Annotated in this window: 12 protein-coding genes; 10 read left to right on the plus strand and 2 right to left on the minus strand. The window is 55.7% G+C overall.

The features are described 5' to 3' along the window. Positions 1-80: 80 nt before the first annotated feature. The gene (locus tag QWY79_RS13740; protein WP_290273882.1) at positions 81-683 is read right to left on the minus strand and encodes a YqaA family protein; all 603 of its coding nucleotides are present in this window, start codon (positions 681-683) and stop codon (positions 81-83) included. Positions 684-924: 241 nt separating this feature from the next. On the opposite strand from QWY79_RS13740, the gene QWY79_RS13745 reads away from it, so the two are divergent. Together QWY79_RS13745 and QWY79_RS13750 are read left to right on the plus strand one after the other, a co-directional pair. Continuing rightward, positions 925-1680 (plus strand): ABC transporter ATP-binding protein, encoded by a 756-nt coding sequence (locus QWY79_RS13745; RefSeq protein WP_290273885.1) that lies wholly within the window; start codon positions 925-927, stop codon positions 1678-1680. Beyond that, a complete protein-coding gene (locus QWY79_RS13750) occupies positions 1673-2401 on the plus strand; it encodes an ABC transporter ATP-binding protein (protein ID WP_290273887.1) in 729 nt (242 codons plus the stop codon). Before QWY79_RS13745 ends, QWY79_RS13750 begins: the two co-directional genes overlap by 8 nt. Positions 2402-2416: 15 nt before the next feature. On the opposite strand, the gene QWY79_RS13755 is transcribed toward QWY79_RS13750, so the two are convergent. After that, positions 2417-3262 (minus strand): helix-turn-helix transcriptional regulator, encoded by an 846-nt coding sequence (locus tag QWY79_RS13755; RefSeq protein ID WP_290273890.1) that lies wholly within the window; start codon positions 3260-3262, stop codon positions 2417-2419. 107 nt (positions 3263-3369) lie between these two features. On the opposite strand from QWY79_RS13755, the gene QWY79_RS13760 reads away from it, so the two are divergent. The 8 genes from QWY79_RS13760 to QWY79_RS13795 form a co-directional block, all read left to right on the plus strand. Beyond that, positions 3370-4602 carry an ABC transporter substrate-binding protein gene (locus tag QWY79_RS13760; RefSeq protein ID WP_290273891.1) on the plus strand — a complete coding sequence of 411 codons (1233 nt, stop codon included), beginning with the start codon at positions 3370-3372 and terminating at the stop codon, positions 4600-4602. Positions 4603-4680: 78 nt separating this feature from the next. Further along, positions 4681-5568: a branched-chain amino acid ABC transporter permease gene (locus tag QWY79_RS13765; RefSeq protein ID WP_290273892.1), complete on the plus strand. Its 888-nt coding sequence runs from the start codon at positions 4681-4683 to the stop codon at positions 5566-5568. A 2-nt stretch (positions 5569-5570) separates the two neighbouring features. Further along, a complete protein-coding gene (locus QWY79_RS13770) occupies positions 5571-6557 on the plus strand; it encodes a branched-chain amino acid ABC transporter permease (RefSeq protein ID WP_290273894.1) in 987 nt (328 codons plus the stop codon). 14 nt (positions 6558-6571) lie between these two features. Then, entirely contained in the window at positions 6572-7399 is an 828-nt protein-coding gene (locus QWY79_RS13775) for a phosphoenolpyruvate hydrolase family protein (protein WP_290273896.1), read from the plus strand. Positions 7400-7418: 19 nt separating this feature from the next. Continuing rightward, the gene (locus tag QWY79_RS13780) at positions 7419-7853 is read left to right on the plus strand and encodes an SRPBCC family protein (RefSeq protein ID WP_290273899.1); all 435 of its coding nucleotides are present in this window, start codon (positions 7419-7421) and stop codon (positions 7851-7853) included. A gap of 71 nt (positions 7854-7924) precedes the next feature. Next, positions 7925-9124 (plus strand): Tm-1-like ATP-binding domain-containing protein, encoded by a 1200-nt coding sequence (locus QWY79_RS13785; RefSeq protein ID WP_290273903.1) that lies wholly within the window; start codon positions 7925-7927, stop codon positions 9122-9124. Between the two features lie 1007 nt (positions 9125-10131). Next, positions 10132-11208, plus strand: coding sequence for a type I restriction endonuclease (locus QWY79_RS13790; protein WP_290273906.1), 1077 nt, complete (start codon positions 10132-10134; stop codon positions 11206-11208). A 199-nt stretch (positions 11209-11407) separates the two neighbouring features. Continuing rightward, a partial coding sequence (locus QWY79_RS13795) for a hypothetical protein (protein ID WP_290273908.1) occupies positions 11408-11628 on the plus strand: 221 nt, incomplete at its 3' end.

Raw genomic sequence — 11628 nt, forward strand, 5'->3', positions numbered from 1 at the left:
CGCACCGCTCGCCACGCTGGACCACACAGTGGCAGGAGCTACGGCAGGTCAAGGCCTGACCGGCAAAGCGCCAGATGAGGTCACATCACCAGCCCCGCCAGCCTCTGCAGTCCCAGCACCACACCCAATACCAGCGCCCCGCCAGCCAGGCTGGTGATGAGCGCGTGATGTCGCCACATCTGCTCGACCCGACGACCGAAACGGCTGACCAGCCAGGCCAGTCCGAAGTAACGCAGTCCCCGGGCAATCAGTGCCGCCAGAACGAACAGCAGCACCGGATAGCCCGACAGGCCGGCCGTGATCATGGCAATCTGAAACGGAATGGGCAGGATGCCAAGGGCCAGAATCGCCGCGAAACCGTACTGATCGAAGAAGGCCTGAAAGGTCTCGAAGCCCTGCTGATTGCCCATGAACTCGATGAACCAGACACCCACTGACTGGAACAACAGCATGCCCACGCCATAACCCAGCAAGGACGCCAGCAGACACCCCGCCGTGGTCACCGTTGCCAGTGTCCAGATGCGCGCCCTGTTGGCCGCCATGAGCGGAATCAGGATGAGCTCCAGCGGTACCGGCAGAATGATGGTTTCCAGAAACGACAGCGTCCCCAGCAGCCAGAGCATGTGATTCGAGGCGTTGAGCTTCTCAAACCAGAGCCTGGCGCGACGTGATGTCATGGTCATGAACAGACGCTTCATCTCCCCCACTGACAGAATGGATACAAAGCTGGGTCAACTATCCAGCGCCGTCTTACCGCACAGCTTGACCCAGGTGTTTTTTGGACAGGTTTTGGTGCTATCCAGCCATGGCACACCTCTCGCCTTTACCGCATAACTTGAAAACTCGTTCATGGTTTCCATGATCACAACTTGCCAACATGGGCAAGTTACCCGCACGACAACAACAATCCTAGCGGAGCATGCGATGGCAAATGCAATCATCGAAACATCCCACCTGAGCAAGCAGTTTAAAGGCTTCAAGGCAGTGGATGATATTTCTATTAGTATCGAGTCGGACACGATTCATGCCTTGATAGGCGCCAACGGCGCAGGTAAGACGACCTGTTTCAACCTCCTGACCAAGTTCCTGACCCCCACTACCGGCAGCATTCAATTCAAGGGACAGGATATCACCCGACTCAAACCCGACCAGGTAGCCAGACTCGGCATGGTTCGTTCCTTTCAGATCTCTGCCGTATTCGGCCACCTGAGCGTACTGGACAACGTCAAACTGGCGCTGCAACGCCACCGCGGCGAATCCTATGACTTCTGGGTGTCGCTCCGACGTCTCGACCATCAGCGCGAACGTGCCTTGAAGTTACTGGAGGATGTCGGGTTATTGGATGTTGCCGAGACGCCGGCTACAGAATTGCCCTATGGTCGCAAGCGGGCACTGGAGCTGGCGACAACCCTGGCCCTGGACCCTGAAGTCATGCTGCTCGATGAACCTCTGGCCGGCATGGGAACAGAGGATGTCGGGCGCACGGCCGAACTCATCCGTTCTGTAGCACGCGGCCGTACCATCCTGATGGTGGAACACAACCTCGGCGTCGTCGCCAAACTATGCGACCGAATTACCGTCTTGGCGCGTGGCGAAGTGCTGGTCGAGGGTGACTATGACAGCGTGTCTCGTGATGAACGGGTCATCGAGTCCTATATCGGAGGAGCACAACATGCCTGATGCCGCCAAGGAATCAAGCAGTGCACCGCTACTGACGATTCACGACCTGCATGCCTGGTACGGCGAAAGCCATGTCCTGCACGGCATAGAGATTGCCGTTCCTCAAGGAGCGGTGGTGACCCTGTTAGGTCGCAACGGGGCAGGCAAATCCACCACGTTAAAGTCGATCATGGGCATCGTACCCAAACGGCAAGGCTCTATTCTGATCGGGGACCGCGAAACCATAGAACTCGCGCCCTATGCAATCGCCCCGCACGGGGTCGCATTCTGCCCTGAAGATCGTGGTATCTATGCAACACTCGATGTGAAAGAGAATCTCGAACTACCGCTGCGCATCAACCAGAGAGGGCTAAGCACCGAACAGGTACTCGACTTGTTTCCCCAACTCCGCGACCGCCTCCATAGTCCAGGGTCCAAGCTCTCCGGCGGTGAACAGCAGATGCTGGCAATCGGGCGCATTCTGCGCACCGGTGCGCGTTTGTTACTCCTGGATGAACCCACTGAAGGGTTAGCGCCAAGTATCGTCGAGCAGATCGGCGAAACGATCGCTCAGCTAAAGCAACAGGGTTACACGATCTTGTTGGTGGAACAGAACCTGCGCTTCGCTATGTCGGTCGCCGACTACCATTATTTGATAGACCATGGGCAAGTCGTGGCCAGCTATGATCGGCAGAGCATCGAGCAGCATTCCGACACCCTGCTCGAACGGCTCGGCGTATAACGCGCCATAAACGGCTTATTCGCGGGTATGCTGACGAAAATGGGAGGGGGATACCCCCTTCATGCGTTTGAAGGTCTTGGAGAAGGCAAAGGGGCTCTGGTACCCCACCTGTCCAGCTATTTCCTCAACCGGAACATCGGTAGTGGCCAGCAGGTGCGCAGCGTGCTGCATACGCAGCTGAGAGAGCTGTTGCATCGGGCTTCGCCCAAACACCTTGAGACTGATACGGCGAAGATGTTCTGTACTAACGTGAGCAAGCTCAGCCATCTCTTCGATGGTCCAATGTTGCTCAAGAGTCGGCATCACTGCATCGAAGACCGCTACGATGCGCGGATCTCGACGCCAAGGATCGGCAAAGCGTGATATATAGCGTTCAATGGTATCCACCCACATGACGCAACTCGCCGTATCACCCTGCCCCTGAAACACCTCGCTGTACAGGCCCAGAATGGCGTGCTTCATGGGCTCAGGGTCAAAATGTTGCATTATGGGAGCGATTGTACCTACCACCGAACGCGGAGCACTGGGCAAATAGCGCACCCAACAATATTGCCATCGACTCTCCGGCACAGCATGAAATGCATGCAGCCCGTGTGCTGGCGCAAACGACATCATGTTCCGCTGCATTGTGCGCCAGCGGCCATCCAAGAGCATCCGCCCCTCGCCACCCAGAGACCCGTGAATATACGCGCCGCTGAGACGCGTTCGAACGATGTGATAGGGAATGGCTGCATCACCCACTCCCACATGGGAAATATGCCGCTGTGCAAGAGCCGGACAATCATCGACACGTACGACCCATTGATACGTATCTTCCCCGACGATGTGCTTTTCGGATAGGTTGTCGTGTGCTGAAGCCATGGCAAGAATGCCTTTTTTGGACCTAACTGGTACAGGCGACATAAACACAAAGACTCCAGAGACGCCAACGATAACAACAGCCCACATATCCTGGGCAGGAGAACATCATGCCAGCCAAGCACAAGCTGAAAACAATAGCATTGTCTTCCGCCGTCCTGAGCATCGGTAGTATTTCCAGTGCCATGGCGAATGGCGATTACAGCAATGATCAAGTACGTATCGGCGTACTAACCGACATGTCGGGTATTTATTCCGACCTGTCGGGGGAAGCGGCCGTAACGGCTGTCGAGATGGCCGTGGAAGACTTCGGCGGCGAAGTCAACGGCGTACCGATTGATGTCATCCATGGTGATCATCGCAATGAGGCCGACACCGGCGCTAGCCGTGCCCGCGAGTGGTACGACAGCGAAGGAGTGGACATGATCAACGATCTGTCCAACTCTGGGGTCGCGCTTGCGGTGGCGGCCGTTGCCGATGAGCGCGAACGTCATGCCATCGTCAATTCTTCATCCAATGTAGACCTGACCAACGAGTATTGCTCGCCCTATGTCACTCATTACACCTACGATGCCCATTCGCTGGCGCATGGCACTGGCAAGTCGATCGTCGAGGACGGGGGTGAATCCTGGTTTTTCCTGACCGTGGACTTTGCATTTGGCATCGGCCTCGAGGAGCAAGTCTCCGAAGTCGTGCGGAATGCCGGTGGACAGGTTGTGGGAGCCGCCCGCCACCCACTGGATACTAGTGACTTCTCATCCTATGCCCTGCAGGCTCAAGCTTCACAGTCCGATATCATCGGTATTGCCTCCACGGGTACAGATGCCATCAACGCCATCAATGCGCTAGCCGAGTTCGGTGTCACACCCGACCAGCAACCAGCGGCCTTGCTGTTGTGGTACGACGATATCCATAGCCTGGGACTGGAAACCGCCCAAGGGTTGCTGCTGACCAATGCATTCTACTGGGATGCCGATGAAGAAACCCGCGAGTTCTCGGAGCGCTTCTACGAACGCACCGGCCGCATGCCGAACATGGCACATGCTGGCAACTACTCATCGACCATGCACTACCTGAAGGCCATCGAAGCAGCCGGCACGGACGATTCCACCGCCGTTTCGAAAGCAATGCGCGAAATGAAGATCAACGACTTCTTCGCCGAAGATGGCTATATCCGCCCCAATGGTCGCATGGTTCATGACCAGTATCTGTGGGAAGTCAAATCGCCCGAGGATTCGGAATACGACTATGACTACCTTGATCTGGTCACCACTATTCCTGGCGAGGAAGCTTTCCAGCCCCTGGAAGAGAGTACCTGCCACTTGCTCGACGATGAACAATAACTCCCGCACTACCGCTACTCCAAAATAGACGGAGTAGCGGTCACTCACTGACATTGTTCTTGTTGCTTTCAGGTGACCATGATTATCTTCGGCATTCCGATTCAGGCCCTGTTGGGGCAACTCATGCTAGGCATTGTCAATGGCGCTTTCTATGCCGTCTTGAGCCTAGGGTTGGCGATTATCTTTGGCGTTCTCAAGATAGTCAACTTCGCCCATGGCGCCTTTTTCATGCTAGGGGCATTCACGGCATTTCTGCTTGCTCAGTACCTTGGTGCCAACTACTGGGTTGTGCTCTTCCTTGCCCCCTTGCTTGTAGCGTTGGTTGGTATGGTCTTCGAATGGCTTTTCCTGCGTCGCGTCTACGGACTCGACCCTATTTATGGCCTGTTATTGACCTTCAGCCTGGTGCTCGTCCTGGAAGGCGGATTCCGGGTAGCATTCGGCTCATCCGGACAGCCTTTCGCCACCCCTGAATGGCTACGTGGCACCATCAACCTCGGCTTCATGATCCTTCCAGTGTATCGCGGCTTCGTTATCGCTGCCGCCTTGCTAGCCTGCTTTGCCACCTGGTACATCATTGAGCGGACGCCACTAGGTGCCAACCTGCGAGCAGCCACGGAGCGTCCTGAGCTAACACAGGCATTCGGCATTAACGTGCCGCGCCTGGTTACCATGACTTACGGTGCCGGTGTCGGTTTAGCGGCATTTGCCGGTGTATTGGCTGCACCTATCTTCCACGTCAACCCTTCGATGGGGTCCAGCCTGGTCATCACGATTTTCGCTATCGTCGTCATCGGTGGGCTCGGTTCTATAAAGGGCGCCATCATTACCGGCCTCGGGCTAGGAATTGTGGAAGGCTTCACTCGAGTTTTCTACTCAGAATTTTCGTCCACCATCGTCTTCCTGATCATGGTACTCATCCTTATGTTGCGTCCGGCCGGCCTGTTCGGCAGAGAGGAGGGCTGATCATGCGCACCTTGTTCGTGACACTTTCTGCTGTCGGCCTGGTGGCACTATTGAGCGTGCCCTTCGTTCCAGCGCTGGTATATGACATCTTTGTCATGAAGACACTGTGCTTCGTGCTTTTCGCCTGTGCCTTCAATCTCTTGCTGGGGCACACGGGAATCCTTTCCTTCGGTCACGCAGCCTTCTTCGGCACTGGCGCCTACGTGACCGGCCACCTGGTTAAGGTCTATGGGATCCCGACTGATATCGGCATTATAGCCGGTGGCATAGTGGCCGCCCTCCTGGGCACGATTATTGGTGCCTTGGCCATCCGCCGCAGCGGGATCTATCTAGCCATGATCACCTTGGCCATGTCGCAACTAGTGTTTTTCTACTATCTCCAGGCACCGTTTACCGGTGCCGAAGACGGCCTTCAACGTATTCCACGCGGCACCTTTCTGGGGATCGTGGATCTCGCTAACGACACCGCACTCTACTACGTCGTGCTATGTATCATCGGCGCAGGTTTATGGGTCGTGTGGCGCACGGTCAACTCACCCTTCGGTCAGGTGTTGCGAGCGATTCGAGAACATGAGCCACGTGCCATTTCGTTGGGCTATCCAGTGGCGCGCTACAAAGTCCTTGTCTTCACGCTTTCCGCGGGATTGTCCGGTGTCGCTGGTGCGCTAAAAGCCATCATTTTTCAACTGGCGGCCCTCAGTGACGTACATTGGCACACCTCAGGCGACGTCATCCTGATGACGCTACTGGGCGGCATGCATACAGTTTTTGGCCCCGCCGTGGGGGCCGCCATCATTTCAACACTTAGCCACTATCTTGATCCTCTCGGTTCCTGGGTCACGGTCATAACCGGCGTCGTTTTCATGACCTGCATTCTGATATTCCGGCGTGGTGTGCTGGGACAGCTACAGCAACACCTCACAAGTAAGCGGCGCGCATCGTCAACGGCAGTTCCCCACCACGACACGAAAACCACAACCCATCATTGACCTTGGAGATTACTATGCCTCATTTCGACAAAGCCGGCCTGATGGCCAAGTTTCAGGAAATGGCCAAACAAGGGCAGCCCATCATCGGCGGCGGTGCCGGTACCGGTATATCTGCCAAATGCGAAGAAGCCGGTGAGATCGACCTGATCGTTATCTACAACTCCGGGCGGTATCGCATGGCAGGGCGTGCCTCATCGGCCGGCCTGCTCGCCTACGGCAATGCTAATCAGATCGTTCAGGAAATGGCACTGGAAGTCTTGCCGGTGGTCAAGCACACCCCGGTGCTGGCCGGCGTCAATGGCACCGACCCTTTCGTGATCATGCCCAAGCTGCTACGCGAGCTTAAGGATTTGGGTTTTGCGGGCGTTCAGAATTTCCCGACCGTGGGACTCATCGACGGCACCTTCCGTATCAGCTTGGAAGAGACCGGGATCTGCTACGCATCCGAAGTGGAAATGATCGGACAGGCGAATGCGCTGGATATGCTGACCACACCGTATGTCTTCAGTGCCGAAGAAGCTGTAGCCATGACTGAGGCCGGCGCCGACATTATAGTGCCGCATATGGGCGTGACCGTGGGCGGCACCATCGGTGCTGAATCCGCCATGAGCCTGGATGAATCCATTCGACTGATCGACGAATGGGCCGAAGCGGCACGCCGTGTCCGCAAGGATGTTCTGGTCATTTGTCACGGCGGACCCATCGCCACGCCCGAAGATGCCGCTTACGTAATCCGTAACAGCGAGCACTGTAACGGCTTTTATGGCGCCAGCAGCATGGAGCGCCTGCCTACCGAGCTGGCACTGACGCATCAGATTCGTCAGTTCAAGGCCATTCAATAACCAACAGCGAGGGCACACAATGGCCAGAGTCTATATCAGCACCGTCATGCCCATCACTCTCGAACAGGCCTGGAGTGTCCTGCGGGACTTCAACGGCTTGCCGACTTACCACCCATTCTTTGCCACCAGCTATATCGAAGATGGCAAACCCGCCGACCAGATCGGCTGTGTTCGACACTTCCACGACCATGACGGCAATCCCATCCGCGAAGAACTGTTGTCACTCTCGGATCGCGAGCATCTATGCTGCTATCGCATCCTCAGCGCGCCGGCACTTCCCGTAAGGCACTATGTTTCCGAGATGCGGCTGAAACCCGTGACAACCACCAACCAATGCTTCGGCGAGTGGTGGGCGGAATTTGAGGTCGACGATGCCGATTACGACGACGTGATGCAGCGGGTAGCGGATACTTTCCGACTGGCCTTTGAGGGCGTTACCCAGCACTTGTCGTGATTCGGCATGCCAGAACTATGCGATAAACAACAACAAGGCCCTGCCTGACAGGGACCGCCAAGGAGTACGCCATGGCACACATTGCCTACCTCATCGGTACCTGCGACACCAAGGCCACCGAACTCGGTTACGTGCGCGACCTGCTACAAGAGAGCGGCCTGGATACCCTGGTCGTGGATGTCAGTACCAGTGGGGCGCCAACAACAGTGGCCGATATTTCCGCCCGAGTGGTTGCCGAGAGCCACCCAGATGGAGCCGCGCAAGTCTTTACTGAGGACCGCGGCAGCGCAATCACCGCCATGGCCGACGCACTCGAGCGTTTCATTAAGGGCCGCGATGACATAGGGGGCATCATCGGTCTCGGCGGCTCTGGCGGCACAGCGTTGATCACGCCCGCCATGCGCTCGTTGGACATCGGCGTACCCAAAGTCATGGTCTCGACGATTGCCTCCGGCAACGTCGGCTCCTATGTCGGACCAAGCGATATCGCCATGATGTACTCTGTTACCGATATCGCCGGACTCAATCGTATCTCCCGCAACGTGCTGGGCAACGCCGCCCATGCGCTAGCCGGCATGATGAAAGGTACTCGGGTCGATATCATCGACGACAAACCCGCCATCGGCATGAGCATGTTCGGCGTCACGACTGAGTGCGTCACACACGTGAAAGATGCACTGGACAGCGACTATGACTGTCTGATCTTCCATGCCACTGGCACAGGTGGCCTGTCGATGGAGAAGCTCGCTGGTTGCGGCATGGTCAATGGTCTGCTTGATGTCACCACCACCGAGATCTGCGACCTTTTCATGAAGGGTATCTTCAGTGCCGGCGACACACGTCTGGACATACTGGCCCAGCGTGACACGCCCTATATAGGGTCATGCGGCGCTCTGGACATGGTCAATTTCGGTCCCAAGGACACCCTGCCAGAGTCCTATCGTCAACGCCTGATACACACCCATAACCCTCATGTGACACTGATGCGCACCACTGCCGACGAAAATCGACGTATGGGTCGCTGGATCGGTGAAAAACTCAACCTCAGTCGAGGCCCGGTCCGATTCCTACTACCCGAAAAGGGTCTCTCCGCCCTGGATGCACCGGGACAACCATTTCACGATCCCGAGGCTGACGCCGCGTTATTCGATGCTCTGGAAGCGACAGTCACACAGACATCGCAACGACGTATCATCCGCTACCCCTATCACATCAATGACCCAAGGTTCGCAGAAAAGCTAGTACAGCATTTTCAGGAAATCATGCAATAGACAGACATCATGGAGAGGGTGCACAAACACCCTTTCCGGATGCTCTGTGTGCGAAACCGGCACAGCATCGTCGCCCCACCTTCACCATCTCTCGGCTACAAAAACGAGAAACACCTTCAGGAACGCATTCTCACAATAGCACTGCTGGCAGCGTTGAGCGGACAACTCACTGCCCTCCCAACATCCAGCCAGCGGCCTTCTCGGAAATCATCAACTATTGAAGCTATCCAGCGCATCGACGCCTCCGTGATAACGCCTGATAATCGAACAACCTCCCGAGCAGCTGTGCCTCATCCCTGACGTCAGCCTGCAATGCACGGGCTTCGCCGCCCTGCCAGTTGATTTCCTCGGTAAGCTGATGTGTCACATCAGCACTGTTCACATAGTTGATGAAGACCCCGGTGGCCAAGCGCAGCGGATTCCCACTCTCCATAGTTCACTTCTATGAAGCCAAAGGCCTGATCGCCTCAAGACGCAATGCCGGCAATCATCGCCAGCATCCCGCTGCGGTACTCCGCTATATCGCCATCACCCGAGTCGCGCAGAGCGTCAGCATGCCACTTGAGGAAACCGACGCCCCCTCAGAGGCATACAAGCCGGCCCCAGACTGAGTGCCGAGGAATGGCAGGCCCTCTCGACCCACTGGAAGGACGACCTCAATCCACGTATTCAGAAACTGCAACGTCTGCGCAACGAACTGGGTAGCTTCATCGGCTGTGGATGCCTCTCGCCGACTTCTCCCTGCGCAACCCCGACGACAGGCTGGCCACACAAGGCTCCGGCGCACATATCCTCGAAAACTAGCGGAAAGCTCTACTCCGGAACAGGTTCCCTCAGAGCGGGGGCAACGTTGTGATGTCACGATTACGAAAACTTCGCCATTAAACATAATGCGATATAACTAATAAATAAATACATTATATAACATCAAACAGTTTGGCAGTCTGATAAAAATTCTAGTAATGTACTTCTAAGTCTCTACTTACAACAATACACAGGGAGGCAACATGGAGTTAAGTGAAAAACTCCACGGTATCGCTTGCCGTGGTGAAGATCAGGTTGACCATATCAAGAACGAGGAAGCCACCAAGACAGCCTTGGTTCTTCCCTTCATTAGCTCCTTGGGGTACGACCCTTTTGACACTCGGGAAGTGGTTCCGGAATTCACTGCCGATGTGGGCACCAAAAAAGGCGAGAAAGTCGACTACGCCATTCGCACGGATGGCAGCCTTTCAATTCTCGTGGAGTGCAAACCTCTCGGGACCAACCTCTCCAACGTCCAATACAGCCAGCTGTACCGCTACTTCGCCTGTACAGATGCCAAATTTGCCATTCTCACCAACGGATTCGAATACCGCTTTTATTCTGACCTGGACTCTGAAAACAAGCTCGACAACCGACCTTTCTTCACCTTTGACCTTAGTGATTTCAATGAGCAGGACATTGAGGAGCTGAAGAAATTCACGAAGCCGAACTTCGATGTCAACGCCATACTTGGCACGGCCAACCGCCTGAAATATACAAACCTTGCCAAGCAAGCTATTGATGAAATCTTCCAAGACACGCCAGAAGAATATGTCAAATATATAGTGAGCAAGATCTACGATGGCCGGCAGACTCGCCAGGTGATTGACGATTTCACACCAATCATCAAGGAAGCAGGGCGGCTTTACATCAAAGAGCAAGTGGCACAGCGTCTGCGTGGCGCCCTTGCGAGCAATGATGTTGAAGCGACCCAGGCCGCTTCCACGCCCAACAACACGTCACAAGACTCTCAACCTGATGACGATGGGATTATCACCACCCAGGAAGAGATTGATGCCTACAACATCGTTCGCTCACTGCTAGCAGAACAGGTCGATGTCAGTCGCATAGCCATGCGCGACGCCAAATCCTACTGCGCAGTTCTGCTTGACGACAACAACAGAAAACCCATTTGCCGCTTCCATTTTAATGCGAAGTCAGTCAAACGGGTTGGATTCTTCAACGACAAGAAAGAAAACCGGATCGATATAAGCTCAGTCAGTGACCTCTTCCAACACAGAGATCAGCTAAAATCGACAGTAAATGAATACTTCGAATAAGCGGCCATTGCCTGAAGGCAGTGAACTTCCACATCGATCAAGTTAGCGTTATCGTATCCTAGCCGATTGTGACGCATACTCATGAGCCAGCGTATAATCCGCTCAGCGAGCAGGTGGAAAACTAGGTGGCGGGCCGTCTCGCGATCGGTCAAATGGATCGAGCCAGGGCTCGAGACTCTCGGTGTCCAGGGACAGCGGCATGCGCGAGTGGATCTCTGCCGCCGCGGGCGGGCTCGGCAAGGATCGCGCAGCCGGGCTTACCGTCCGGCCGCTCGCTACAGATACCCGCCAACCAGGTCGGCACGCGATCCTCACAGCACAGGAGATGCGGCTGCTTCCTGCCAGCCACTCGTACCAGCCATCCGCCAGCATGCTCAGCGCGGTGCCGAGAAGCTCCGCCAGCAGGCAAGCCAGGCCCGC

Origin of the sequence: Halomonas sabkhae, from assembly GCF_030409265.1 — a bacterium.
Lineage (GTDB): Bacteria > Pseudomonadota > Gammaproteobacteria > Pseudomonadales > Halomonadaceae > Halomonas > Halomonas halmophila.

What these genes read in the sequence shown, in the direction of transcription:
- QWY79_RS13740 (WP_290273882.1), bottom strand. Translation starts at nt 683, where the DNA reads ATGACCATGACATCACGTCGCGCCAGGCTCTGGTTTGAGAAGCTCAAC.
- QWY79_RS13745 (WP_290273885.1), top strand. Translation starts at nt 925, where the DNA reads ATGGCAAATGCAATCATCGAAACATCCCACCTGAGCAAGCAGTTTAAA.
- QWY79_RS13750 (WP_290273887.1), top strand. Translation starts at nt 1,673, where the DNA reads ATGCCTGATGCCGCCAAGGAATCAAGCAGTGCACCGCTACTGACGATT.
- QWY79_RS13755 (WP_290273890.1), bottom strand. Translation starts at nt 3,262, where the DNA reads ATGGCTTCAGCACACGACAACCTATCCGAAAAGCACATCGTCGGGGAA.
- QWY79_RS13760 (WP_290273891.1), top strand. Translation starts at nt 3,370, where the DNA reads ATGCCAGCCAAGCACAAGCTGAAAACAATAGCATTGTCTTCCGCCGTC.
- QWY79_RS13765 (WP_290273892.1), top strand. Translation starts at nt 4,681, where the DNA reads ATGATTATCTTCGGCATTCCGATTCAGGCCCTGTTGGGGCAACTCATG.
- QWY79_RS13770 (WP_290273894.1), top strand. Translation starts at nt 5,571, where the DNA reads ATGCGCACCTTGTTCGTGACACTTTCTGCTGTCGGCCTGGTGGCACTA.
- QWY79_RS13775 (WP_290273896.1), top strand. Translation starts at nt 6,572, where the DNA reads ATGCCTCATTTCGACAAAGCCGGCCTGATGGCCAAGTTTCAGGAAATG.
- QWY79_RS13780 (WP_290273899.1), top strand. Translation starts at nt 7,419, where the DNA reads ATGGCCAGAGTCTATATCAGCACCGTCATGCCCATCACTCTCGAACAG.
- QWY79_RS13785 (WP_290273903.1), top strand. Translation starts at nt 7,925, where the DNA reads ATGGCACACATTGCCTACCTCATCGGTACCTGCGACACCAAGGCCACC.
- QWY79_RS13790 (WP_290273906.1), top strand. Translation starts at nt 10,132, where the DNA reads ATGGAGTTAAGTGAAAAACTCCACGGTATCGCTTGCCGTGGTGAAGAT.